The sequence below is a fragment of the Lachnotalea glycerini genome (genome assembly GCF_003201285.1).
GTDB lineage: Bacteria > Bacillota > Clostridia > Lachnospirales > Lachnospiraceae > Lachnotalea > Lachnotalea glycerini.
Genome location: NZ_QICS01000002.1, coordinates 171,701 through 198,299, shown reverse-complemented (window position 1 = coordinate 198,299; position 26,599 = coordinate 171,701). Strand labels below are relative to the sequence as shown.

The window sequence follows — 26,599 nt, the reverse complement described above, 5'->3', positions numbered from 1 at the left end:
TTTGACTCCTCCATTTTTATAAAAAGTTTTCTCCTCTTACCAGCTTTGAAATCTTATTACATACGCACAGTAAAACCAGACTGATAAGACTCTTTAGCATACTTAAAGCTGTAGACACAGAATAACTACCGCTTCCCATTGCCAAATTAAACACATATAAATCTAACACTTGGATTGAGTCTTTGTTGAAAGCATTCTGAAACACATAATACTGTTCCATACCATTTGAAAGAAAGCTTGCAACGCTTAACATCAATAATACAAAATAAGTAGGCAACAGACTGGGTATTGTAATATGATAAATTGTCTGCATTCTGGTAGCACCATCTACTTTTGATGCTTCATATAATTCTTCATCAATACCTGAAATCGCAGCGATGTACATAATGGCAGCCCATCCCAGATTCTTCCAGGTTAACCATAGCCACATTTTCAGCCAAATATGATTAGCCCCTTGAAGAAACAAGATTGGATTAGATATAAATCCCGCATTTGTAAGTATATGATTCACCATACCTGTGCTATTAAATAAATTGTATGCTATGGAATATACCAAAACCCAACTAATAAAATTTGGAATCGTAGTTACTGTCTGAACTACCTTTCTATAGCGCATACACTTAATTTCATTTAAAAACACTGCGAATATCATTGGCAACCAAGAAGTCAATATCGTAAGTCCGCTCATAGCAAAGGTATTTCTAATAACCATAAAAATCTGTTGTCTTTTAACATCATTTGCAATCAGTGATTGAAACCATTTCAACCCAACAAATAAATCCATACTCAATGGTACCGGTGGCTTATAGTCAAAAAATGCATAAACCCATCCATATAATGGATAATAAGCAAATATAGTTATCAATATTAACAAAGGAAAGATATACAAAAACTCTTTATAACCTCTTATTTTCCTTTTGTTTTGAAAAAACTTCATCTCACATTCTCCTTTTTCCTAGGATCTATGGAAATCACCTGATTTTCTGCTAAATCGACAAATGGTCCCGGTACACGCAATTCATCTGTAACCGCATTACCAAAAAAATCATTGGCTGCGATCATATTTGTTCTGACATTTTGGATTTTTTTTGTTTCAAAAATATAGTTATGTTTTTCATAAGTACGAGCAAAGGGCATTGGCCGGTCTTTCTTTCGCTTTATTGCCATTGTAAACTTCTCTGTATCAATCTCCACATCAAAAAGCCCCTCTTGTCCTTGTAGATCAAAACCATAAAAATCCTGCCATGCCTGTAAATCCAGACATACTTCGGGTGCAGGATAAAGAATTCTTAGATACCCGCCTGGCATATTCATATATAGGTTACCCTCGGATTCGTTTTGTTTTGTAGGAAACTTGATAGCAGCCTCCTTGCAATCATAAAATATATTATTCCATATTCTTGTGTCCCGTGATGTGCCACCCCTTGTACCAGCTATGCGAAAAGAAACTGTTTTGGCAAAATAACCTGCACTACGGCATTTTCCAATAAAATTATTAATAATATGTATATGATCTGTTCCTTCTCCATAAATAGCATATCCATTAATCACATCGGATTCTTCCATCTTATACCAGCCTGAGGAACCTGGCTCCTTTGGTATTTGATTTGGATGAAAACGCCCCTCTATGTTCCAGAAAATATTATTATCTATGAGATTGATATCATCTCTGCTGCATTCAATAAAAATTGCTTCCCTTTGCATCAATCCATCCAAAAACAGATTTTGTGTTATACGATTATTTTCATTTGCCATATCCATCCAAAGGTGATCTGCTCTATAAGTTTTGGTAAATATATTCCTACGAATCACACTGTTTGTGCAGCTATGTACTTTAATTGCTCCTGCTTCCCATGATAGCTCCATCTCTTGCCACCCTGTTTTCTGTATTAAATTATCTTCAATCAATAAATTCTTCGCAAACAAACCAGCAATTCCGCAAACACCTACATCATAAATCTTGCAGCGTCGAATAATTGAAAACCCTATTACTTGATTTTCTATATAAGAGTGATGCCAGCATTCATTACCTATATCAATTCCAACTCCATTTGCCCAATCTATCGTACAATCTTCAATAATCCAATGGTGCCCCCGATAGCAGGAAATCGAACCTCTTTGCGGAACCGGAGCTCCCGTAGCCGCATGTGCACAGGTGAGTCCTTTTACTTTTATGTAGGATAAAAATGGGATTTGCGGGGCGAAACATTGTTCGCGGCAAGTTAATTCAATCAAATGATCTGCTGGATGTTCATCATTTTCCAGTCTAAAATGAACCGTCTGTCCATTTGCTTCTACCCAATAAGAACCTGCAAGCTCACCCATCTGATGATAAAGTGCTACCTGCTTTAATGGTTTCCCATCACAGAAAACCATACCCCGCCTATTTAGGTAGGTAGTCATATCTGTTTTGTCATACTCGATAAACAACCTATCATGTAGGATATTAACCGCACAAAAAGGATTATATCCTTTGAATTCTTCAGGAACGAGTTTTGTTTCCCAAATCTTTACATGACTTATTTCTCTCTTCATTTCCAGTGTAAAAGGCATCCTATTCCAGCCTTCACTTTCTTTGAAATGGCATGCTATGACAGAAGCTTTTACTACTACATCTTCATTATGGCAGGCTTCATAGCAAATCATTTTATCTGTTCCATCACCGCCTCTTACCGGGTGTATGCATTCCCGGTAAACTCCTTTATGAATCCACACATGCGTACCAGGAGCTGCAATAGCAGCTGCGGCATTAATTGTCTTTAATGGATGATCCGGGCTCCCATCATTTTCGTCGGACGCGGCAAAATGGTTACAGGCGACATGAAGTTCCCTATCATAAATTTGTGGTTTTTCCCACTTATTAAAATATTGACCATTTGGAAGCCGCAACGTGATATCTTGATTCATTTTTCCCTCCAAAGTATTTCGGTTTTACAAAAAATATGACGTCGTATCATTACTTTTTTGTTAAATCAACCGATGTTAAGCACTCATCAATATAGCTAATTTTCAATGAGTGTTTGTAATATTTTTGTACAATATATTCAATGAATTTATTATAAATTATTAATTCTTGCAAAACAATGACATATACCCATCATAAAATGAACTATTTTAATCAATTTGCAATATTGTTTGTCCAAAATATAAAATTTTGCATTTTTCTTTAATCAATTTCATAAATTGTAAGTTAGATAGGAACATGTTACGCGCACAAAAAAAGTGCAAAAACCCAGAAAGGATTTTACACTTTGATTTCATTTGATTTTATATAGAGGTTCGTGATACTCCATACTAATTTTGATTTTCTTCCAAATGGTTTCGTTGAAAGGGACTGTTTCGGAAGCGATTGGGCGTTACTCCAGTGATTTTCTTGAATTGTCGAAAAAAATGCTCCGTATTACGATATCCACATAAATTTACAATCTCACTTATTGAGTAATGATCATATAATAAATATTTTTTTGCTAGATTGATACGACTATTAATAACATCATTCATACATGTAACTCCAAAGGTATTTTTGTAAATCTCTTCAAGATATCCTGCACTAATATTAAGTCTTTCTGCCATATTCGCTACAGTCCAGTCACTATTTGGTTTTCGGTAAATCTCCATTTTTAACTCGTTAAGACATTTATATAACGGAGATATGTTAACACAATGATATGACTCAAGCAGCTTGTTGAATAACGTTCTTAATAAATTATCAATAGAAATATCTTTATACTTATTACTCAAAATATCTTCTGCCACTAGTAATTGATATAAATTATGACAATAATCAGGCTCTTGAATTATAAATGGCACACCACAAGTAATCGGTGTGGCAGTAACATAATTTTCATCCGTATCAAAACGAATCCAATCATCTGAATATCGATCCGAGCAAGCCTTATAATATATTCTTTGATTTGGTTTATATAATACTGCACTGTTTGAATTGTATGTCCTGTATTCATTATCAACCAAAAAAACTGCCGGAGTATGGGTTAATAGCAAAAGCCAGCAATCGTGCCCTTCTGGTATATCAAATATAAATTCTCCAAAATGAGAGGTATCATATTCTACAAATCTTATATTTATCATAGCAGTTCCTCCAATTCCTGCACTACACCCTTTTGTGAAGATTATGTATTCTTAATTCATTTGTATCAGGAGGTACTAAATAGTAAATCGTACCACTTGTAATTATTTTTTAGTTTAAATTTCATTATATTTATCCTTTGCTTATGCAAACGTTTGTAATATTTTCATAATTATATATCAACAATTACAACTTCGCAATGTTTTTTCTTATATTTTAGCAATTTTAAAAAAACATAGAGAATATGCCAAACTTTTTACAAAAATGCAGATTTATTTATTCTATATGGAAAATATAAACTTAATTTTTAACATTTTATCAGCGTCACCAATAGTCATTCTTGAGTGTCTTACTTCCATAATGTCACTTATACAATGGACCAAATGCTTTACAAGCCTCTGAATCTGCTACTTCCATGTCTTTTGTCCCAAATGAACTCCATACATGTGGTCTAAATATATTTTCTTCTAAAACATTATGCATTACAACGGGTATTCTTAGCATGGATGCCATAGTAATTATATCTGCGCCTACATGACCATGAATAAAAGCACCATGATTTGCTCCCCAGTTTGCCATCACTGTATAAACATCTCTAAAAGCACCGCTTCCACTTATCCTTGGTACAAACCATGTAGTAGGCCAGGTTGGATCTGTCCTGTTATCTATTTTGTTATGTACTTCTTCTGGGAGGACAATACTAAATCCTTCTGCAATTTGTATAACAGGTCCTTTTCCATCTACAATATTAACTCTGACCATAGTTAATGGCATTTCGGCATCCGTTTTGAAATGTGAGGAATATCCACCGCCCCTAAACTGGCAAAGTTCAGCCGGGCACCAATCGGTGGCACCAAGACATTCCTGAATATCCTTATCCTCCATTTCCCACCATGATTTCATTACTGAATTACCATCTTGATCTTTTGATTTTCCTGTTGCATCGATACAAGTTGAGCCTGAATTAATCAAATGTATAAATCCTTCTTTCGCCATACCCTCAGGTTTCCATCCTGTCACGCGCTCTACTGCTTTTGGACTCCAATAACAGCGAACATCCGAAAAGCCACTTGCCTTACCTGTCAAAAGATTTCCGAACATCATTGCTAGACCATTTAAATTATCATTTTCTGTAGCAAAAATGGTTGGTTGTTTTTTTCCATTCCAATCAAACGTAGAATTTAGGACTGCTTCTGTAAAATCACCATTTGGTTTATAATCTGTCCACATTCTTTGCCCTTGAAAACCACCAAATAAACCGTTTCTACCTAATGCTTCTTCTTCAAATCCCATTTCATCCAATTTTTTATTTCCTAGCATAATGTCACGGATAATCAAGGTCATTTTAATTACAAATTCCCATTCTTTATCCTTTTGCTCTCTAGTATGTGCGCTATGCTCTGGATTAGGATCTTTTCCTTCCTTACAATAATTTTTCACCCATATAAGTGCTTTTTTATATTCTTCTTTATCAAAGACATCTTGCTCAACACGTCTGAGAATTTCCGTCATATCAACCCATTCCGGGCGCATACCTAAATAGTGAATATAAAATGATGGATCTAGATATGATCCCATAATTCCCATAGAAACTGAGCCAAAACCAATATAAGCTTTATTTTTCATCTGTCCAACAGCAAGTGCACATTTTGCAAATCGAAGAATCTTTTCTTGTACATCCCCCGGAATTTGTTTTTCGTCCATATCCTGAACGTCTCTTCCATAAATAGAAAAGCATGGTAACTTCATCTGATTATGAGCGGCAAGTGCAGAGGCCAAATAAACTGCTCCCGGGCGCTCAGTCCCATTAAATCCCCATATAGCTTTTATTGTCAATGGATTTAAATCGATTGTTTCAAGAGGATAGCACCAGCTTGGAGTGACACTTAATGTAGCAACGACATTTTGTGAAGAGAATAAGGCTTCACATTGTGCCGCCTCTTCTCCTCCTGCAATACTTCCTGAAAATATGATAACTTTTACAGGACTTCCATCAATATATCTAATATTTTCTTCCATAAGAGATTTAGCAGCCTCTGCCATTTCTCTTACTTTCTCCTCCAAGGAATCCCTTATACCGAAACGTCTGGAATCCACAATAGGTCTAATTCCTATAACCGGATAATTTTTCATATATTACTCCATTTCTTTTTAGTATAAATATTTTATTTTTCTGCCGAATAGTCTGAATTTGGTCCACTAAAAACATATCTCAAGTATGCTACAGAACTTTTAGCATCTTCATCTAGTCGCTGTATTGTAGCTCCTTTGCTTAAATCTCTCCATATTTTGATGTCACTTCCTACTCCACCGCCACTTTTTACGAATGGTTCCATAACAATATTCTTATCGTACCCTATCTTCCTTAAAGCTGCGCCTATCTCATACCATGGCAGATTTCCTTTTCCAGGTAACCTTCTATTGTTTTCTCCTACATGGAAATGTCCGAGTTTATCACCCGCAAGTATGATTGCATCAATCATATTGTCTTCTTCAATATTCATATGAAATGTATCAAGCATAATTTTCACGGCTGGAATATCTACCTCTTCCACAAAACTTTTACATTCCATGCATGTATTCAATAAATATCCCTCAAAACGATTCAGAACTTCCAAGCAATAATCCACTCCGCAATTACCAGCAACTTTACCAACCGTTCTGACATTCTTGACACTTCTATCCCAATCGCCCACCTTATCTATAGATTTACTATAATCAACCGGCCAATAGGAATAGATACCACCTCCGAAAGTATGAATATTAAGTATTTCGAGTTTCTTTAATATGTCCGTATAAAAATTAATTGCATGTTTGACAATTTCCGGATTATCACTAGCCAAATTTTCCTGATCATTTGGACCGTACCCAGCAGTCAAAATTATGCCATTATCGTCTGCCATTTTTTTTAGTTCTAATAATTCCTGATTCGAAATATTTTTTAACATTGCGCAAGAAATTTCTAAAATATCAAAACCTAACTCTTTCACCTTTGCTATGTATTTTTTTTGTTCAACACCCCATTCTTGTTCCCAATAGGCAAAGTAAATTCCATATTTCATACTGTTTGTCCTCCTAATACAATACTATTTTAATGCAATCATTTGAAAAACTTCTAACTTTGGCAAGTAAATTCTCATTAAATCCTTTCCTATCATTTCCGTTTTAATTTCTTCTTTGTTTGGAAGCATATAAGCTTTTCTATTTGTTTTTTTAATATCAATTGTTATATCATACATCGGTGCTATTGGTGATTCTTCCTGTTCGTTAATAACGGCAAAATAATCAGTTCCTTCTTTATTCCATGAAAGCACTTCTACAAATTTCGGTGCATTTGAAACAAATGTAGGTTCACCAACCAATAACTGTATCATTCTTTTAAATACCTGGCGGCTCATGTATGGCTTAGACATTTCAATAGGTGCCGCCGTCCAGATGATTTTACTAGTTCCAATTTCTTTTAATATGGCACATGACATGTTTGTATAAATTCCTGGTGGATTTGAGTGGATCGCAGCAAATTCATATGTATTTGTCATAGTGTATGGTAATGTCTGAGTTGCTAAAACCGTCATATTCTCATCACTAATTATTTCAATTTCTATCTGACTCATCGTAACAGTCAGTGGAGTTTGCCTTGTAAATCCATCGAATAATTCTTCACCGAATTTGGTAGGACTCATATAGGTAAAATCATGAGGAGTTCTTCCTATTACTCTTACTCCCAGTATCTTTTGAAGCCTATCATTTGCAATAGGTCCACTAATATATAAATTTCCACCGTTTTTAATATACTTTTCTATTTCATCCATTTCTTCTTCACGTATGTTTGCAACATGCGACAATACCAGGACTTTGGCATTGTCCGATGAAATATTCTTAGTTCCTATTACCTCAAACGGAATATTGTTTTCTCTCATAACAGAAGCTGCACTTACCGGAGATTCCATATAATATTTTGGTTCAAAGGATTTCTCCACAACATCAATATTACATTCGTTAGGATCATACTTTGCATGTGATGCAAACCAAATGGAAGCATCATGATATAAATTTCCATTTATATATTTTTCATATTGACTTGTTTTTCCATATATTCTCTTCATCAAGTCGTGATATACCTCAGGTACAATGCTACCATCCGGATTAATTGCATCTACTAATAAGAATGCGCCATTGTGAACAAGTGCTGTAATCACATGAAGCATTATTTCTTCTTCTGTTTTAGTAGTTGTATGGAAAATTAATTCAGGATCACAACGCGATGTATGATAAATAAATGGCAAGTTAGGTGACACATTTTTATAATATTTGTTTATAAATGTTTGTTGTAAAAATCCTCCATAGTAGTCTCCGCCTGCGTAATCAACAGCCTCAGTTAACATTTCTGTACTGCCATCCACCCAAGAGCCTGTAATTCTTGAAAATTGATGTTCAATTGTTACCTTTGGCTTAATACTCTTTACACATTTCGTCGCAAACTTTGCATAGTCAGCCATCCATTCATCACGTTTATACACATATTCTTTCCATACAAAATCGTTCCAATCAATTGTTCTCGGAAGTTCCTTCCCCATTTCTTCCTTGTACCGCTTACGACAGCTTGGGCAATAACATACTTCTGGCCAAAATGTCATATCTAAAAACATACCTTCAAAATCATACATTGTATTCATCTCAGTTAAGCATGCTTTTACATATTCCCGATATTCTTTATTGTTAGGACATACAATGCCATATCTTCCCGTCTTAAAATTAGGTTGTCCGTTATATTCACGCATATTTTTTCCTTCAGCAGTAATAACTCTCCAATCAGGATGTTCCTCATATGCCCAATTATCGAAGATCTGCGTAAAATACGCTATCACTGAAATATTGTTCTCATGACATTTTTCAATCATATTTCCAAAAAAATCAAATTCTTTTAATCCTTTGTGCATTCTTCCTATCTTTGTAGGGTAATAACAAAGGCCTGTATGTGGTTTCCCTTTTACCATGGCTGCTTGAATATTGGCCGACTTTAATGCGTTCACATACTCAGCTATGTTTATTTTTGACAGGAATTCTGGATTCCAGTCATCGATATGCATATCCATCAGATTACGCCTGTAATTACCTTCTATCCACATATCTCCACCTTTTACTGTACTTATACAGTTTCCTCTCTATTTATATTTAAGCAATTACGCATATTAACTTCTAGTTGTTCTCTGCTTACATTTTGATTTAAAAATTCACTAGGTGAAATACCTACAATATTCCTAAATGTTTTGCTAAATACATGTATACTAGAAAAACCACACTTTTCTGCTGTTTCTGTAACATTTGCATTACCTGCTAAAAGAATCTGCTGTGCTTTTTCTATTTTTATATTCAAGATATATTTATGCAATGACATCCCCAGATACTCTTGAAAAACCTTTGTTAAATAATTAGGTGAAACTCCAATGTCAGATGCAATTGTATCATTATCTGGCAGAATTGCACAATTATGCAAATACTCAATTGTTTTTTCAATGTGAATCCAAGATTTTGTTTTTTTTGCGTCCTTATCTACCTGGCTTTCCTGAGGCGTTCTGCAAGCTCTAAGTGTTTTTACAAGAATGTTAATGCAACCTGATTTCAGCATGATTCCCCGACCATGCTTTTTATCCTCAAATTCTCGCATTAAACATAGATAATCTCTCATAATATCATTTCTCTCAAAATCAGGTATTTCAGCAATTGTAACATTCTGTCCCAGCAATTGTTCCTGCTCAGATACTTCTATTTTCCTCTCTTCTTCGTCAAGTACATCCTTATGTTCAAGCAAAACACGTTCTGATTTTTCAAAATAATCAAAATGCATGATATATTGTACTAAGGGTTCACTTCCATTAGATATAATCAAATGCGTTTTATATGGCGGCATAATAATTACATTTCCTGTATGAAGAGAATATCGGATTCCATCTACAATAAAATCTCCGCTCCCAGCAGCGATATATGTAAATACATTGTCTATATCTCTCCATTTTCCAATTAACGATGCTGCTTTTTTTAATCTCATCATTCTTACATATGGATTAATTTCATCTATTTTTTTCCAATCTACCATATTTTATCCCTTTATAGCTCCTGCCATCATACCTTCCATAATCTTATTGTAGAAAAATAAATAAATAATAATTACAGGAATTGTAGCCATAGCCAAAGCTGCCAGAAGTAATGTGTAACTTGTTGAATATTGCGATGTAAAATAAGTTAAACCAATTGGTATTGTTTTAATTTTTTCATCCGTTAACAATACTTGTGCAAACGCAAATTCATTCCAAACATGCATAAATGTGAGAATAATAATCGTAGATAATATTGGTTTACTAATAGGCATCATAATTGTAAACATGATTCGTGGCAGGCTTGCACCATCAATAGCTGCCGCATCTTCCAAATCTATTGAAATACTTTTCAGATATCCATCAATGAGAAATACTGCTGTTGGCAATTCTAGTGCAACATATATTGGTATTAATGAGAATCTTGTATTTAGAAAACCTAAATTTTTTTCTTGAATAAAAACAGGAACTATTAATGCATACACGGGAATCATCATCGATGCCATAAGAGTTCCATAAATTAAATTTCTGCCTTTAAAACGATATCTTGATAGTAAATATCCGAGTGTAAATGAAATAATTAAAACTAAAGTTAATGCAATCATACTATTTAAAAGACTATTAAAAGTAAATGTTCCAAAATTAGCTCTTTTAAATGCATTCATATAATTATCTAAATGTATTTTTGTTGGAAATGCGCTTGGATTAACTGTAAACTCAGCATCCGTCTTAACTGATGAATAAATCAACCAAACTACCGGGAAAAAACATGTTATTGATAACAGCATGATTGGAACATTAATTACGAAAGAAGAAAGAAAACTTTTTGTTTTTTTCATTTTTTCTTACCTCCCATTACTAATTGGATAATTCCTGCTATCGTAAAAGCAAAAATTAAGATTGTTACTGCTATCGCAGCACCCATACCAAAATTTCCAAACTTAAAAGTATATTCATAACAGTACATCGCAAGTGATTCTGTTGCACGCCCTGGTCCCCCATTTGTTAATGCTACTAAATGGTCATAAATTTTCATTGTACCAGACGCACAAAGGATGATACATATTTTTAAAGTATCCCAGATCATTGGCAGCGTAATATAAATTGATTTTTTGTATCCGGTACATCCATCGATTTCAGCACACTCAAAAACTTCTTGTGGAATTGCGGAAATGGCACTCATCAGTATAATCATATAAAGTCCTATATATTGCCAAATAACAGGAATTGATACCATTCCAAGAACAATACTTTTATCATCAAGCCAATAACGTATCCAATCTGCTTTACCAATTCTCATTAAAAATGTATTTAGTAATCCATAATTTGAATTATAAATAAACCTCCATACATAACCTACTACAATGGCTGCCATTACTACAGGAAAGAAAATAACAGCTCTATGGAATGTTTTAAATCTTAATTTTTTAAACGTCATTAAAAATGCTATTAATAAAGCAATCCCAACTTGACCAATTGTACATACAATACAAAGTATTAATGTGTTTCTAGTTACGAGCCAAAAATCCGGGGTTTTAATTAATGTTATATAATTATGTAATCCAATAAATTTAGGACTTCCTACCCCTTTCCATTTTGTAAGACTGTAATAAATTGAAGTACCAAGAGGAACTATCATTACAAATAGGAAATAAATAAATGGTATCAAGACCAATGTATAGATCCAGGCATATTGCTTTTTATTTTGTATCTCTCTTATGTTCATTTCTATTTCTCCTTTCTCTACATTGTTCTACTTATTGTTTTTAAAAAGTTACGCGTTAGGGACATTTCTCCCCGACGCGCACCTTTTATTATTTCTATTACCTTTCATAATTTGCTTCCATAGCAGATTGGCAGTCAGCTGCCATTTCCTCTGCTGTCATAGAATTTGAAATTAATTGCTGTGTATCTGCATATAGTACTCCTGAGCCAACTTCTGCCGGAAGTACACAGTCAAAGATAGAATTGTTATTCATTGTAGCTGCTAATTCATAATATTCACTAAAAAGTGGATCTAATGAAGACATGTCGCATGCATCCGTTGTCTTAGCTGCTGAAATAAAACCTTGTGAAAGTGCATCATCCGCATACTCACCCGTTGTTACCGCTTTCAGGAACGCAAGACATGCAGTAAGATCATCACCTTGTAGTTTCGAATTAATGACATAATTCCATCCGGCACCAGCCGCTGTATCAAATTTGGTTCCCGCTTCGCCTTCCACTGCTGGCATCAATCCAACATGCGTTGATTCCAATATTTCCTCAGGACAGTTCGCAATCATCGTTCCGATCGACCATGCACCGTTAAAGAACATAGCACATTTTTTATTATAATATAGAGAATACATTTCATCCTGATCAATTGAGTTCATATCTGAATTAAAATACTGTGCAATATTTTGGAAGCCATCTAATGCTTTCACAAACTTTTCATCTGTAAATTTTGCTCCTTGATTATTAGCTAAACTATTAAACCAGTCCTGGTCTACATATTTATATGCATATGTATTAAATACTGCTGATTCTGCTAACCATTGATCTTTATTTCCCATACCGATCGGTGTATATCCTGCAGCTTTTATTTTTTCACAGTCGGCTAACAATTCTGTCCATGTTTCTGGCCATTCATCAATTCCACATTCTTCAAAAATAGCCTGATTATAAACTCCAACGCAATTTGCCTGCATTTGGAATGGAACACCCCATTGCTTATCATCATACGTACTGTCTGTGAATGCTCCATCGACGTATTGGGAAGACCAGTCTGTGTCCTTTGATATATATTGATCGGCTGACTGAATCAATCCACCATCTGCAAAAGTTGGAAGCATATCGCCTTTCGTAAGCCATACATCCGCAAGTTCATCTCCTGCCATATATGTTGTTAATTTTTCCTGATAATTATTCGCATCCGCAAAAATATAATCAATTTGTACATCCGGATTTGCTTCCTGGAATTTCTTAGCCGCATCCCAAAACGCTTTGGAAGTACCTGATCCATCTTCTTCATGGAAATGGTAAATAGAAAAATGCCCCTTTAAGCCTGTACTAGCTGTCTGCGTTGTTGCAGCAGTTTCTGATGTTGTTGTTCCCTCTTCCTCAGTACTTGCATTCTCTGATGTTTCAGCCGTTGTTTTGCTTCCACATGCACAAAGTGAAACAACCATCGCTGCCGATAATAAAACTGATAAAAATTTCTTTTTCATTTTCATCCCTCCGCTTTGTCAACTTCTATTTCTTTGCAACGCCTGTTAAATAGCTATTTTATTCAACATATTTAACAGTTATTTTTTGTTTACAATGAAATATTAACACAACATGCACAATATGTATTTAATTTTTCTAGATATTATTTGTCATTTTCTACATTATCTTTTGTTGAAAACTATCTTTATGAAATACATACAAAAAATTACTATTAATTTTATTAGATTTAACAATATGATATCTATGAAATAAATTTTATTTTTATTCTTCTTTTAATAAAACGTTTTTTATAACAAAAGGAGAAGACACTCCAATAATACAAATCAACGCGTCTTGGAAACCCAAACCCTATATTAAAAAAAAGGTTATTGTCTCGTGTATTACGGACAATACCCTTATTATCTCTTATTATTTGTTTCTTGATTCATTAAATGTCTTCCTTAAAAAAACATTGAAATAACATAAACCACCCTCCTTGGGTGGCGCTCCATGAACCAGCCTGATACTCGAATTCACCGTATACAACCGCACGATCCAACCTATATGGGTTAGGACAATTTAGGCAGTGCTGTTACATATTTAACTATATTACAATTACACACTTCTTAACTGTTCAGTGACACTTTTTTTGCTAATTTGTTTTTCTTCAAACGTAACCGTTACGCCACTAATTACAACTATTATTAACAATATGTATACATATACGCTAGGTCTTAATGAATATGTTAAAAATGAAATGCTGTTACAGAATGGCGTAACCATTGTAATTGATAACAATATTGATAAAATCATCGATACTATAAATGCCAACCCGCAGTAATACAACATTTCAAACAATAGCATCTTAACCAGCTGTCTTCGAGTCATACCAATGCTTCTTAATATTCCAATTTCTTCTTTTCTCACAAGAATACTTGTTATGAATACGTTTATCAAATTAATTAAAGCTATAAAAGAAAGTACACCGCAAAGTAAAATACTTATCAGCTCAACCATGTTCTTTAATGTATTAAATTCTTCCTCATATGTAGTTTTTGACTGATAATCAACATCCGGATACGAAGAAGTAATCTGCTTCATAACATCTTCCGCATTGCTTTCTTGTCCATTTTTAACATCAAAGGTATATGCCATAAGCTGCGGTTCCGTAACTAGCTGCTTGTATGAATTAGAATCCAAATAAAGTTCATAGGTGATATTGTCTCCAGAGATACCAGTATTTAGTACACTGCCACCAATATTCAGATGTCCTATTACCTGATATTCTTTTTCTTTTCCCTCTTCTGTTTGAATATTTACCATATCACCAATATCGTAGTTTGATGTTCCTGGCATTATGCTTCCATCATCATTAAGCCAAACGCCCTCTAGAATTCCAGTTCCATCATAAAATGCTGTTAAGTCGATATCATTTTCAAATATCATATCTTCTTGCAAATTAAATGAATCTAAGCCATATAGATTTAACCAATAATCATCACGGGATTTTTTTTCATTCTCAATGACAATATTTAGATTATTGCAACTTCCATAAATTAAACCGCCATCTTCTACTGTGTCACTAGTTTCAATATCCTCTATAGTATCGAGGGATACACTTGCAATTTCTCCCTCATTTGTCAAATATGAGTTTTTAAAAAAGTTATCTGTCGCTACTTTATAATCTGAATAAATCATTGTAGATAAATATTTATCCATATCAAAACTATTTAATACAGAAAAAGCGATGCTAGCCAAAAGTATAGGCAGAGATATGCTTATAATTAGAATAATCATATTCTTCTTGTTTCTTGATATATTATAAAAAGCAAATTTATGTAATTTACTTCCGTCTGTAGTTTTATGACTTTTATTATATACCTTTAACTCCAATCTTGATGACTCAATCGGAGAAAGTTTTCCTATTATTTTTATGGGCCCAAATATACTTAACAACGTAGTTACCAGAACAAAAATTATTGAAAATGCCAGAATGACTACAATTTCTTTCATTTCAAACAAATTATCTTTTGCGACGACTTTAAAACTTGTTTGAGATAATATACTTGGAAGTATGTACTCTCCTATAGATAAACCTACTAATATGCCAATTGGAATTGCCACTATGAGGAGAAACACTGCCTGCCATCCTATCAATGCACCAATCTGCTTTTTAGTCATTCCTATAGTCTTTAGTTGCCCATACTCCTTGGCATCTCTAATTGTAGCAATATGAAAAATATTGTTTATGATCAAATATCCTACTATTACTATTAGCAATATCCCTACTATCATAACTAGTAAACTACTCGTTTCTATTGTTGAAGTATCATCACAATAAGCAGGATTAACCGAAAACCTAACAGTCTCTAGATCTAATCCTACCTGAGTTAATAAATTTTCTGCCTGTTCTTCAACATTCTTACTATTTTTTAGTAATATATCTACACTCTCCGCACCATATATTGAATTCTTGGTATAATTAGACTCCCATTTTTTCGCATAACATTTAGAAGTTACAACCTGCCCTGTTTTTATCTCTAGCGCATTATTTAATTCAAACCAACCAGATAAGATAAAATCTTCACTGACATAAGTATCACCAATTTTCAAATTCAACGGCACGCTTGCTCCGATTTTCTTCTCAATGCCTAAAGCTTTAATAGTCGACTCATCCATAACAATTTCATTTTCTGCTTCTGGCATATGTCCTTCTTTTAAATCTTGAAAACAGTGAGTTGAATAGACCTCATCCTCATAGGAAAGCTCGACATTGTAACTTAGTTCATCATTGACAACATCCGCAAGATATTTCCTGTAACCTGTAGAGTCAACCATGTCATTACTTCTAATTTTTTCTATTGCATCTTCGATTTTACTGTCGCAATCTTTTAATACGATCTGGCTTAGCATACCTGATTTTTTTATCTCGCTATATTCTGATGCTTTATTCATCCCAATAATTGTAGTGAATAAAGTTGAAAAAAGAATAGACGTTAGTATCATTGCGATAATTGCACTTATACCTTTGGTTTTATCTGCACGAATTATCCTTAGTGCAAATTTTCTTATCATTATAATGCTCTCCCATCTACAATTCGAATCGTTCTGCCCATTTGTTCTGCAATTTCTTGATCATGGGTAACAATGATAATTGTTTGATTATACTTTTCATTCATCTGTTTTAACATGGCAATTACTTCATTGCCCATTGCAGCATCTAAGTTACCAGTTGGTTCATCCGCCAGCACTATTTCTGGTTTATTTGCCAACGCTCTTGCTATAGCTACTCTCTGTTGTTGTCCACCTGAAAGGCTGGCTGGAAGAGATGTTTTCTTAGAAGACAATTCCAAAGTTTTCAATATAGACTCTATGTACGCTTCATCTGGCTTTTTTCCATCAAGCTGAACTGGCAACACTATATTTTCATATACATTCAAAACTGGAATCAAATTATAATTTTGAAAAATAAACCCGATTTTAGAACGACGCATCTTTGTTAACGCCTCAGCGTTCATACCCGATATTTCTACATCTCCTATATAGATTTTTCCAGCAGTAGGATTATCAAGTCCTCCCATCATATTCAATAATGTGGATTTTCCACTTCCTGATTTTCCTATTAACGCAATAAATTCTCCTTTTTGTACTTTGATACTCACTTCATCTAATGCGCGTATTTGATTCTCTTCCGTTCCGTAAAACTTACATAGTTTTTCTGTTCTGATTACCATAATTCCTCCTATCCTATAAATACTCCACCTCGGAATCTCTAAGTCAGTAAAATCAAGGCTTACAGATTCCTTTTTTATTAAAATCCTCACTTTTTTTGCCAAAACACTTGCTCTTGCTGGTGATGGTACTCCCTTTTGTTACTTCTCACAGAAAACGAAAATATCGTATTTGTGGCTGTTCTTCAAAAGGCATGACCGATTGTAAATGTAATAGATACTTCTATTAACCTGATTGTGATATTGGTGGGGGATTCTTCCATGGACTATTACTATCATGGCTACGACCTATATATGCTTGTAGCTTCTGATTCTGAAATTGATCTTCCTATGTTCCCTTTACTTTCACCTACTTCACATGGATTTCTTCATACCTTTTTCAGAATGAAGAATTTTTTACCTGATTTTAAAGTTACTAAACTCCTTCTTGATTCTGCCCGTGATGCTATGCCTTATTATCAGTATTGTAAATGTAAAGGCATTACTCCTTTTATTGATTTAAATGTCAAACGTGGAAGCAAACTTCTTTATAAAAATGATTTTACCAGTGCCTATATGTAAAGAGGGACATCGAATGCATCATGATGGCACTGAACATTTCAAGTATCGTACTAAGTTCCGTTGCCCTCTTGCCAGCAGAAAATATGGCTGTTCCTGTGAACGTCCATGTTCTGATTCTAAATATGGAAGAACTGTTCATTTGGCAGTGAAAGATAATCTACATCTATTTTAAAGCATAACGGCAGTTGTGTCTATATTTATCGTACCGTTTTTCCTAATTTTATTTCATTTTGGATATTATTCACTTTTCAAAGTACCACTGTCAGCTACGCTAACATAATCACTCAAGATTCCGATAAATCATATAATTGCTACTATAATAAAGTGTTTTCTTTATCCATTGCGTATATTTTATCCACAATGGAAGAAAAGCTATTACTATGAGATACAATGATAACAATTTTATCATTAATACTTTCTATCGTTTCTACAATTATCTGTTCCGTCTTTTTATCTAAAGCAGACGTAGGCTCATCAAATATAATAACATCTGATTTTTTTAATAAAGCTCTTGCAATGGCTAATCTCTGTCTCTGTCCTCCCGACAAAGTCATTCCATCATCTCCAATAATGGTACTTAATCCCTCTGACATACTTATTATTTCATCATACATTCCAACTTTTCGAAGAACATTCCATAATTGGTTTTCATCATAATTATTTTCAAAATTTGCCAAATTATTGTAAATTGTATCATGTAAAAAAAATGTTTTCTGCGAAACTATAGATATATTAGCTCGAACTTCTTCTATGTTTAAAGTCTCCAAATCTTTGCCATTCATTATTATTTTTCCAGCCTCAGGTTTCCAATAGCCTAATATAAGATTAATAATTGTGGATTTTCCAATTCCGCTCTTTCCACATATAAGATATTTTTTATTTTTAGTAAAATTAAGCATTATTTTATTTAGAACTAATTGATTTTGCTTATAACCAAAAGAAACATTTTCTAACCTTATTTCCGAAATAACCTTTTCTTTATTCTCATTCATTATCCCGTCATTTTGAACTAATATGTCATACACTCTATTTAATGAAGGTCTTATCATATTATAACTAACTTTTAACATAATAACATTTTCTAATGGTGCAATAAATCTAGAACAATATTGGATAAAAATAACCAAAACACCTATTGATATTTTTTTTTCAAAGACCTCGTAACCCCCATAGCCAGTAATTAGAATTAACCCAACTGTAGTTGACGCTTGTAATGTCTGATTTGCAAATACATTTGTTATCATCAAATTCTTAAAGCTTTTTCTAAGTTTACTTAAAGAAATTTTATATTTCTTCATAAAACTTTTTTTAATTCCAAACATTATCATCGCTGGAGCATTTGATACAAACTCTTCTGTTAATGCATTATTATCTCCATAATCAACGCGATTTTTTTCCGCCTTATCTTTTAGTTTTTTTCCATAAAGATTCTGTGAAATTGTAACAATTGGTATCATTGCAATCAACATAATTGCAAGTCTCCAATCAGAATAAATCAAAACCCCTAGCAAAGCTATTGCTTGAATAAATGAAGCCAGCACACTATACACTCTATAAATAAATTCAGCTACTTTTCCAGTATCATCCTCAACACAAGTATATAGGTTTCCTGTTTTTTCTTCATTAAAAAATGTTCCTCTTAACAAGAACATTGACTCTATTGTTTTCAATTTTAAGTTCTGAGTAAAATCAAACTCTTTAATTGAATAATAAACATCAAAAATGCTTTCAAGCACTATATTAATGATTGATACTATAAAATACATTAAGATGTACTTTATAAGTTCGTTCATGTTTGCAGCTTCCGTTATTGTATTAATTAAATCTACTGTAATTAAGGGCATACCTGTTGTGGCAATAGTTAAAAGAGCCAATAAGCTAAAAACATTAATCTTCTTTATTGAATCCATACCAAATATTTTTTTTATTTTTTTAAAATCACTTTTATTCACATAGACACCTCGACTAATTTGCTAAGGTTATTGATAGTTTCAAAATATCGCTTGTAAACAGTTGTCCTTTCAAATATTCTACAATCAAATTCATTTTCCAATTTATATATAATAGTATAGAAATCATTAATTTCACTGTACGAAAAATCTAAATCATCATATTTTTTAACAATAGTTTTTATTTTATTTTCTTTAATCAACTTATTAATAATGTTTCTTACTGTTTTGTCTATCTCTTTTCTTGAACATTTCATATCAATTTCCGAATAAAGTTCTATATCACTGCACGAATTTGCTTCTAAATAATCATTTATTTTCTTTTTATAATCATGTGAATCACCTTTCTCAAAAATAGAGGCTAATTGCCCTGTAATAACTGCTGTTGCTTTACTATTACCTTTAAAAAAATTTATGTTTTTTGTATTATAACCCATTAATTCAGGGGTTCCACTTCCTAACAACTGAATTTTATTTTCTTTACAATATTTGAATTTTGTTCCGAAGATCGCAATTGAGCTCTCAACACCAATAATTTCCTTCATTTCTGCTGGAATACTCACACTTCGACTATTAGATTTTGCAGCAATACAAATTTTTCCTTGCTCATTTATACTCCTCACTATAGGTTGTAATTTGAATATCAAATTGTCAATATCACTGCTAACACTCATATTTATAAGTTGAACGTCAATATTTTTCACCAATTCCATTGCTGTCATTAATTGTTCTATACTTCCTTTTCCATCTTTTGATAAAATTTGAATCGGAACAATTTCAACATTAGGCGCCAGTTTTTTTATTGTAATGGCACATGCTGTTCCATGACCATTAAAATCTTCAAAACCATAGTCTTTCACCTCTATACTATTTTTACTTGCATTTATGTATATAGAATAGCTTTCTTTTATATTATCTCCAAACATTCTATGATAAAATGTAGAGTTTACACCACTATCCAATATAGCTATTTTTATTTTTTTCATATATATATCAGAGGAACTATTAATTATTTATACTTAATTTATAATTAAGGTGTTTTTTACCATACTGTAACTGTTTTTGCTGTTACTTTGTACTTCTGACTGCAACCATCTTTAGCTGTACTTCCCGAATAATAATATTCAACGCAATCGTGATTACATTTAAATTCGTTTTCTGCTATTACATTTTCATCTAAGTTTATTTTATTTTCAATTTTTTTAATTTGCATAATATATTTTCCTCCATTTATGTAGTTACCTCTGATACTTATAACCTCCATTTGTTTATTTCTGTGCCAAACTGAATCTATAGTTTGGTAATTCAAAATTATCAAACTAGTATTTCTACTTCTGATTATCTACAATTAATAAATCATTTCCATCATTTCTAACATAACTCTGCTCTGAAGACAAGTTATTGCACTAGCTTTATAGAAATCACCCGTAATCTTCTCATTAATCAATTTACAACGAGAACTAGGACAAAAATCATAAAAATTACATCCTACACAACTGTCTGTATTTTTTTTATTAAGATCTTGTACCATTTGAATTTTTTCTTGATAAAGTCCTTCACTTGTTTTTCCAATAAGCCAACGTTTCTCCCCAGCAACTAACGAGCAAGGATATATATCCCCACTTGGTAATATATGAAAACTCGTAACGCCTCCATCACATACTCCTTTTTTAGTTATTGGTGATTTGCTTACCCATCCAACGCTTACATCATCGCAATTCTTATTTTCTAAATACTCCTTTATTTTTCTAAATTCCAGAAAAATAAGATTCTCATCTTCATCTTTCCATCTTTTATCAAACATATCTAATACTGGAACTATTTCCTTAAATCCTTCTTCAATCAGAAAACAAACAATATCCGACATACTAGATAATGTTTTTGGAGTTATAGTAGTTCTAACTCTTATTGTTTTAATTTTATGTAATTTCTTAGCAGTTTCTATCACTTTATCAAAAGATCCACAACCATTTGTATATATTCTATATCTATTATGATTTTTTTCATTTCCGTCTATGCTAACTGAAATATTATCTATCTTATTCAAAATTTTTAATTGCTTATCCGATGATAATGTGCCATTCGTCGTTAATCCATATGTTATACTAGTTCTAGGAATACACTTTTCAATTATATCCATTATCAACTCTATTGCATCGCAGTTCATAAGCGGTTCTCCACCATGAAAATTAATATAAATTTGCTCATCAGTATTAAATTGAGGGAGCGCTGTAATTAATTTTATTCCTTGATAAATTACGTCAGCCGTCATATATTCTTTTTTTATATTATTACTAGCTCTATTGTAACAATATTTACAATTCAAATTGCAATCCATTGTTGTCCAAAATGTTATATTCATGCCAATTCTCCCCATACAGCAAACTTCAAATCTTTTTTTGTCATCTCGCAATGTCTCAAATAAAATTTATCATTCTTAATTGCTTGTTCATTAATAAATGGACAATGCCAACAAAAAAATCTCACATTACAATTTTTGCAATGTTCCTTGTTTTCTAGAAGTAACTTTTCAAATTCTTTATATGCATCAGTTTTCTTGAATTTTTCCATTTTTATATATTCTTTTATATTTTGTATATTTATTATGTTGCCGATGCTTTGTCCTAAATACTCAAACGGTGCACATAAAAACATATCACCTGTAGGATCTATAGTTATAGAACCATATTGTGCTCCACACACACCTATCGATACTTTTGGTTGACTATTTTTTATTTCCAAAAGCTTTTCATTTTGCACAGTTGTATTATCATCCTCTTTATTATCACTTGATATATACCAATCTGCATGTTCTTCTCCTCGTCCAACTGATGCAAAGGATCTTAATTGCGCTTCAACTTCAAGTTCATTACATAATTCATAAAATTTATTCTTATGCTGTTTATTGTTATTTGTAAGCACCATAGACAATGATATTTTTTCCACTCCCGCACCCTTCAAGTAAGATACGGCATTTATAACCTTTCCAAATACACCTTTCCCACGTATTTCACTACAACTTTTCTCGTCCACCCCATCTATACTTATTGAAACATTTTCATAAAACTGTGCAATTAGTTTCGCATTCTTTTCTGTAATTAATGTTCCATTTGTCATTAATGTCATATCTCCGTCATAACTATCCTTAATATACTGTGAAAGTTCAAAGAAAAAAGGCAAAATCATAGGCTCGCCTCCTGTAAGTGTTAATGATTGCGGTTCTAAATCAATTACTTTTTTTGCTATGGTCATAATTTTATCATAATCAGTTTGATGACTTTGTACTCCGACTGCATCCGAAATGCAATGATTACATTTCAAATTGCAGTGATTAGTTAATTCCCATTGTAAGTCAACATTATGAATATACTCTTTATCTTCGAAATCAACTAAAATTCTTTTTTCGAGAAGAACTTTATATAAATTCAAAAAATATTTTTGATCTTTCTTATCTTCAAAAATTTTTTCAAAATCCTTTTCTAAAGAATTGTTTTTCAATAACTCTTTAAGAATTTGATAACATTCATCACTAATTTTAATAAATGATCCAAAATATCTATTTCCCATAACTTTAGTCATGTCATTATCAAGTATAAATAAGTGCCTAGTAAGTTTATACAATTTATTATCTCCTGTTATGTAGTGAGCTCTACTGTCTAAAATCGTGAATCACAGTATTTTATTACCATGTCAACATAGGAGGAACGTAGATAACTCAAATCTTGATGTTTTCTAAAGTCCTTTCCATATGCCTCAAACCATAGAATTGCTTATAATCTATTTCCAAATATATCCAACAACTTTATTGTATCACTTTCCACTATAATTTTCGACAAATTTCGTTCCCCGTAATTCGACAAAAAGAGGAGATGCTTACACACCTTCTCTTCTCTCCTAACCTAACATGTTATTTTCTGTGCCCTTACAAGATAATCTGTAGACTTTGCTGTAAAGTCCATAAATCTCCACTTTACTCGTATCTCTGATTGTGAATAAACATCAACTCTTGAAATCACCTCTGCCAATTCACTCTCAGTAAAAGAAATCCTATCCTATTTTGGTCAATTCACTCATGATTGTCTTATTTATAAAATCTTGCGTATACCTTATATTCTTGTGTTAACATTATATATGTAAATTGTTGTTATTAAAGACAAACTTATCCTATCATCTTTATCTATATTGGTAAATGACTTCTTTCTGGATGACCTGCTTCCGTGGTCAGATAAACTTCGAAAAATATGCCGGAACCAAGCAGAAATCTTCATAAACTACAGATGGTATGATTGTACGAAATCCTAATTCAACCATGTGTGTTATACTATCTGCTAAGGAATGTACTGTTTTTGAATTAACAGTGATTCTAATTCTCACTTTTTCTTTATTCAAGACCGCATTTTTTAAATTATAAATTATGTCTTCATATGTACCCTTACCATTTGTATATTTTACGCTAACAAAAAAATACTACTTCTATAATAGCTCTTATAGAAAATAAAAGAGCTGCAGTAAAATGATAAATGCAAATCATCCTGCAGCAGCCTTACGCTTCATTTTATATTATTATAAAATAATAGTTCCCACCCTTAAGTCTTCCTAATAATAAATACTAAAATATTTGTTCCAGAAGATTTAAAATAGTACTATTAATTCAATAGATTAAATGAAAAAACTCAAAAAGCTTCTTTGTAAAATCAATAAAACAAGAAAATATATTACTTATATAAAGAGTAGTAGCTATTCGTTGCAGTTTCATTACTCCGGCAGACTATCCCTCACACAAAGCGCCCCCCAGCCAACCTGCGGATTGGGGTACTCTTTAAACCCCGGCAAGGGCTTTGCCCCCTTAATTAAATAGGCCTTTACTTTTTCTGCTTGTGTCAAGTTAAGACTAAAAAATTCTTATATTTTTTCCCTGAATGTTTTCAACTCACCAGAAAGTGCAGTCTGCCTGTATCCTCTGGTGAGTTGAAACTTCTTTTGTTTCTGTATTTAATTTATATGCAAGTGTGGTTGTCCGGTATGTTACCAGACAAGCCACACATTTTAATTTACTCTACCCCGTGCATCATCTATAGCAAGTACTGCTGCCATAGATCGGGAAACATGTAAGTTAGGATTGATGATTTCCATCACAGCACCACATATCACCCTTTCACGATATGCTATACTCCAGCGCCACCTGGCTGCCACTTTGTAGCAGTTGTTTCATTATCCATCAAAGCTTTGCAATGCGTATCAATAGCATTACATCCATCTGGTTCGCTCTTTACCTTTCGCGTCTTCTATTACGATACCTTGCTTGAATTGGTTATCCAACAGGTCTATCATTGCAAACTTGTAAACAGATCACGATTACTTTCAGTTCAAATACTGCTTCCTGATTTCAACTAAGTGTGTTTGATTTTTGTTCCTTACATTCGGTATTCAGTTTTCAAGGTTCAGGTGCTAAATACCTTTTCACCAGAACCTTAATTCTGAATACTTCGGTTTTTAGCTTCAGGAAAATTTATCCCTCTACTTATAAGCCGAAAAAACGGGGTGTTTGAGCCACTTTTTGGCAAACTTTTTTCATCTTTGTGAAAAGTACACAAAAAAAACCACGAATTAATTTCATGGCTTTTTCATTATTGTATGCTATTCCTTACATCCTCTTTTTATACATAATAGTAATTTTTCAAACAGTTCAACGGTTGCTACACAATCGCCTATGGCACTATGGCGATTATTAACCTTGATATCAAAATACCTAAATGCATCTGCTGAGCTATCAATATTATCACTAATTACGCCTGCTAATACAAGCGATTTGAAAACAGAATACGTGTCTATTGACCTATGAGAAAAATATTGATTAAATGATCTGTTCTCATCTCTGAAAAATACTTTTAAAAAGTTAATATCAAATTGCACATTGTGACCGATCAAAGGTATCGCAGTATTTTTATCAAAATAACCATATATGAATTCCAATATATTTTTAATAACTTCTTCTCCAGCTAATGCTTTTTCCTTATGTTCCTGCTGTTCAAATTTATTTATTTCTTTTGCCTTTTCTGTTACAATATAATAAGAATGTTTTACAAAAAACTCTTTCTTATCAATAATACCATCTTTTTTATCCCATATTACTAATCCAATAGACAATAATGAATGTTTTTCAGGAATGACTCCGCCTGTTTCCGTATCAACAAACACAAATCTATTTTCTGCTTTATTTATCATTTTCTTGACTCCATTCCCTTGATGCTTCTAGTATTGCAGTCATGTCTTTTATACAAAAATCATAAAACATTCCGCTACTACACCTTATTGCAGGAACATCAATCTTTTTCTTATCATGTTTAAATGGTGCATAAAGACATTTTATATCATAAAGATAATATGTAGAACAAATAGTCCCATTAAACAGTTTTACCTTTCCACCCATCGATAAAAAATCTTTTGCTGCACTTCTAATCTGATCTGCCATACTTGTTTTTTTATCACCTGGGTTTGAATATTTTCCATAACCAAACCTTCTATCTAATTCATCCACTAATTCTGTATCATGATAATCCGGCAAAATAACCGTAAAACCATATTTATGACCTAATGTCTCTAATATTTGTCTGTTTTGATTTCTCCATGTATAGCCATAACTTAAAAATACTGTAAATTCTTTAACATCCTTTAACTCATTTTGCCAGTTTACATCTTTGAATTTTGTATATATGTGCTCAATTCCACTTTCAATATAGTTATCTGTTACTCCGCCTAAATTTAGTATTTCTTTTGCAAAGGAACGCTTACAAATAACTTCCCACGCTGCAGCTGCTCCAAATATAGATGCTCCAGTGCTCATTATAACTAGCAGTAAGCTCTTATAAATATTGTCGGAAGTCGCCCAAAGTGTATCCACCATAAATCCTGCAATGACTAAAACCAAGCAAATAATTACAAAAATACAAGATAATAATTTTGTTCTTATACTATTCTTCATAATAT

At 32.8% G+C, this 26,599-nt stretch carries 21 protein-coding genes; 2 read left to right on the top strand and 19 right to left on the bottom strand.

The window, feature by feature from the left end:
* Positions 1-16: 16 nt before the first annotated feature.
* The 12 genes from C8E03_RS05235 to C8E03_RS05180 form a co-directional block, all read right to left on the bottom strand.
* Positions 17-937 carry an ABC transporter permease subunit gene (locus C8E03_RS05235; RefSeq protein WP_094375727.1) on the bottom strand — a complete coding sequence of 307 codons (921 nt, stop codon included), beginning with the start codon at positions 935-937 and terminating at the stop codon, positions 17-19.
* Complete coding sequence (locus C8E03_RS05230; protein WP_110290491.1) at positions 934-2,907, bottom strand: right-handed parallel beta-helix repeat-containing protein; 1,974 nt, start codon at positions 2,905-2,907, stop codon at positions 934-936. The genes C8E03_RS05235 and C8E03_RS05230 overlap by 4 nt, the downstream gene beginning before the upstream one ends.
* Before the next feature lie 387 nt (positions 2,908-3,294).
* Positions 3,295-4,089 carry a helix-turn-helix transcriptional regulator gene (locus C8E03_RS05225; RefSeq protein ID WP_094375729.1) on the bottom strand — a complete coding sequence of 265 codons (795 nt, stop codon included), beginning with the start codon at positions 4,087-4,089 and terminating at the stop codon, positions 3,295-3,297.
* Positions 4,090-4,450: 361 nt separating this feature from the next.
* Positions 4,451-6,220 carry an L-fucose isomerase gene (locus tag C8E03_RS05220; protein ID WP_094375730.1) on the bottom strand — a complete coding sequence of 590 codons (1,770 nt, stop codon included), beginning with the start codon at positions 6,218-6,220 and terminating at the stop codon, positions 4,451-4,453.
* Positions 6,221-6,252: 32 nt separating this feature from the next.
* A complete protein-coding gene (locus tag C8E03_RS05215) occupies positions 6,253-7,149 on the bottom strand; it encodes a D-psicose 3-epimerase (protein WP_094375731.1) in 897 nt (298 codons plus the stop codon).
* A gap of 24 nt (positions 7,150-7,173) precedes the next feature.
* A complete protein-coding gene (locus C8E03_RS05210; RefSeq protein ID WP_110290490.1) occupies positions 7,174-9,216 on the bottom strand; it encodes a family 10 glycosylhydrolase in 2,043 nt (680 codons plus the stop codon).
* 20 nt (positions 9,217-9,236) lie between these two features.
* A complete protein-coding gene (locus tag C8E03_RS05205; protein ID WP_110290489.1) occupies positions 9,237-10,184 on the bottom strand; it encodes an AraC family transcriptional regulator in 948 nt (315 codons plus the stop codon).
* A gap of 3 nt (positions 10,185-10,187) precedes the next feature.
* Complete coding sequence (locus C8E03_RS05200) at positions 10,188-11,021, bottom strand: carbohydrate ABC transporter permease (protein ID WP_094375734.1); 834 nt, start codon at positions 11,019-11,021, stop codon at positions 10,188-10,190.
* Complete coding sequence (locus tag C8E03_RS05195) at positions 11,018-11,908, bottom strand: carbohydrate ABC transporter permease (protein WP_094375735.1); 891 nt, start codon at positions 11,906-11,908, stop codon at positions 11,018-11,020. The genes C8E03_RS05200 and C8E03_RS05195 overlap by 4 nt, the downstream gene beginning before the upstream one ends.
* 97 nt (positions 11,909-12,005) lie before the next feature.
* The gene (locus C8E03_RS05190) at positions 12,006-13,391 is read right to left on the bottom strand and encodes an ABC transporter substrate-binding protein (RefSeq protein WP_170122903.1); all 1,386 of its coding nucleotides are present in this window, start codon (positions 13,389-13,391) and stop codon (positions 12,006-12,008) included.
* A 595-nt stretch (positions 13,392-13,986) separates the two neighbouring features.
* Positions 13,987-16,446 carry an ABC transporter permease gene (locus tag C8E03_RS05185; protein ID WP_110290487.1) on the bottom strand — a complete coding sequence of 820 codons (2,460 nt, stop codon included), beginning with the start codon at positions 16,444-16,446 and terminating at the stop codon, positions 13,987-13,989.
* Positions 16,446-17,108 carry an ABC transporter ATP-binding protein gene (locus C8E03_RS05180; protein WP_207657792.1) on the bottom strand — a complete coding sequence of 221 codons (663 nt, stop codon included), beginning with the start codon at positions 17,106-17,108 and terminating at the stop codon, positions 16,446-16,448. The genes C8E03_RS05185 and C8E03_RS05180 overlap by 1 nt, the downstream gene beginning before the upstream one ends.
* Positions 17,109-17,363: 255 nt before the next feature.
* Between C8E03_RS05180 and C8E03_RS22245 the strand changes: the two genes are divergently transcribed.
* Both C8E03_RS22245 and C8E03_RS22240 read left to right on the top strand, forming a co-directional pair.
* Entirely contained in the window at positions 17,364-17,663 is a 300-nt protein-coding gene (locus C8E03_RS22245) for a hypothetical protein (protein WP_207657787.1), read from the top strand.
* Between the two features lie 13 nt (positions 17,664-17,676).
* Complete coding sequence (locus tag C8E03_RS22240) at positions 17,677-17,835, top strand: hypothetical protein (protein WP_207657786.1); 159 nt, start codon at positions 17,677-17,679, stop codon at positions 17,833-17,835.
* A gap of 142 nt (positions 17,836-17,977) precedes the next feature.
* Here C8E03_RS22240 and C8E03_RS05170 read toward each other — a convergent pair whose 3' ends face one another.
* From C8E03_RS05170 to C8E03_RS05145, 7 genes are all read right to left on the bottom strand, one after another.
* Positions 17,978-19,615 (bottom strand): ABC transporter ATP-binding protein, encoded by a 1,638-nt coding sequence (locus tag C8E03_RS05170; RefSeq protein WP_110290485.1) that lies wholly within the window; start codon positions 19,613-19,615, stop codon positions 17,978-17,980.
* Positions 19,612-20,598, bottom strand: a complete 987-nt coding sequence (locus tag C8E03_RS05165) for a S8 family serine peptidase (RefSeq protein ID WP_110290484.1) — start codon at positions 20,596-20,598, stop codon at positions 19,612-19,614. Before C8E03_RS05165 ends, C8E03_RS05170 begins: the two co-directional genes overlap by 4 nt.
* Before the next feature lie 56 nt (positions 20,599-20,654).
* Positions 20,655-20,825 carry a hypothetical protein gene (locus C8E03_RS21880; RefSeq protein WP_170122902.1) on the bottom strand — a complete coding sequence of 57 codons (171 nt, stop codon included), beginning with the start codon at positions 20,823-20,825 and terminating at the stop codon, positions 20,655-20,657.
* 135 nt (positions 20,826-20,960) lie between these two features.
* Positions 20,961-21,974, bottom strand: a complete 1,014-nt coding sequence (locus C8E03_RS05160) for a radical SAM/SPASM domain-containing protein (RefSeq protein WP_170122901.1) — start codon at positions 21,972-21,974, stop codon at positions 20,961-20,963.
* The gene (locus C8E03_RS05155; protein WP_110290482.1) at positions 21,971-23,233 is read right to left on the bottom strand and encodes a radical SAM/SPASM domain-containing protein; all 1,263 of its coding nucleotides are present in this window, start codon (positions 23,231-23,233) and stop codon (positions 21,971-21,973) included. Before C8E03_RS05155 ends, C8E03_RS05160 begins: the two co-directional genes overlap by 4 nt.
* A gap of 2,016 nt (positions 23,234-25,249) precedes the next feature.
* Entirely contained in the window at positions 25,250-25,837 is a 588-nt protein-coding gene (locus C8E03_RS05150) for a 3'-5' exonuclease (protein WP_110290481.1), read from the bottom strand.
* Entirely contained in the window at positions 25,827-26,594 is a 768-nt protein-coding gene (locus tag C8E03_RS05145; RefSeq protein ID WP_110290480.1) for a hypothetical protein, read from the bottom strand. Before C8E03_RS05145 ends, C8E03_RS05150 begins: the two co-directional genes overlap by 11 nt.
* Positions 26,595-26,599 lie beyond the last annotated feature (5 nt).

What these genes read in the sequence shown, in the direction of transcription:
- C8E03_RS05235 (WP_094375727.1), bottom strand. Translation starts at nt 937, where the DNA reads ATGAAGTTTTTTCAAAACAAAAGGAAAATAAGAGGTTATAAAGAGTTT.
- C8E03_RS05230 (WP_110290491.1), bottom strand. Translation starts at nt 2,907, where the DNA reads ATGAATCAAGATATCACGTTGCGGCTTCCAAATGGTCAATATTTTAAT.
- C8E03_RS05225 (WP_094375729.1), bottom strand. Translation starts at nt 4,089, where the DNA reads ATGATAAATATAAGATTTGTAGAATATGATACCTCTCATTTTGGAGAA.
- C8E03_RS05220 (WP_094375730.1), bottom strand. Translation starts at nt 6,220, where the DNA reads ATGAAAAATTATCCGGTTATAGGAATTAGACCTATTGTGGATTCCAGA.
- C8E03_RS05215 (WP_094375731.1), bottom strand. Translation starts at nt 7,149, where the DNA reads ATGAAATATGGAATTTACTTTGCCTATTGGGAACAAGAATGGGGTGTT.
- C8E03_RS05210 (WP_110290490.1), bottom strand. Translation starts at nt 9,216, where the DNA reads ATGTGGATAGAAGGTAATTACAGGCGTAATCTGATGGATATGCATATC.
- C8E03_RS05205 (WP_110290489.1), bottom strand. Translation starts at nt 10,184, where the DNA reads ATGGTAGATTGGAAAAAAATAGATGAAATTAATCCATATGTAAGAATG.
- C8E03_RS05200 (WP_094375734.1), bottom strand. Translation starts at nt 11,021, where the DNA reads ATGAAAAAAACAAAAAGTTTTCTTTCTTCTTTCGTAATTAATGTTCCA.
- C8E03_RS05195 (WP_094375735.1), bottom strand. Translation starts at nt 11,908, where the DNA reads ATGAACATAAGAGAGATACAAAATAAAAAGCAATATGCCTGGATCTAT.
- C8E03_RS05190 (WP_170122903.1), bottom strand. Translation starts at nt 13,391, where the DNA reads ATGAAAAAGAAATTTTTATCAGTTTTATTATCGGCAGCGATGGTTGTT.
- C8E03_RS05185 (WP_110290487.1), bottom strand. Translation starts at nt 16,446, where the DNA reads ATGATAAGAAAATTTGCACTAAGGATAATTCGTGCAGATAAAACCAAA.
- C8E03_RS22245 (WP_207657787.1), top strand. Translation starts at nt 17,364, where the DNA reads ATGGACTATTACTATCATGGCTACGACCTATATATGCTTGTAGCTTCT.
- C8E03_RS22240 (WP_207657786.1), top strand. Translation starts at nt 17,677, where the DNA reads ATGCATCATGATGGCACTGAACATTTCAAGTATCGTACTAAGTTCCGT.
- C8E03_RS05165 (WP_110290484.1), bottom strand. Translation starts at nt 20,598, where the DNA reads ATGAAAAAAATAAAAATAGCTATATTGGATAGTGGTGTAAACTCTACA.
- C8E03_RS21880 (WP_170122902.1), bottom strand. Translation starts at nt 20,825, where the DNA reads ATGCAAATTAAAAAAATTGAAAATAAAATAAACTTAGATGAAAATGTA.
- C8E03_RS05160 (WP_170122901.1), bottom strand. Translation starts at nt 21,974, where the DNA reads ATGAATATAACATTTTGGACAACAATGGATTGCAATTTGAATTGTAAA.
- C8E03_RS05150 (WP_110290481.1), bottom strand. Translation starts at nt 25,837, where the DNA reads ATGATAAATAAAGCAGAAAATAGATTTGTGTTTGTTGATACGGAAACA.
- C8E03_RS05145 (WP_110290480.1), bottom strand. Translation starts at nt 26,594, where the DNA reads ATGAAGAATAGTATAAGAACAAAATTATTATCTTGTATTTTTGTAATT.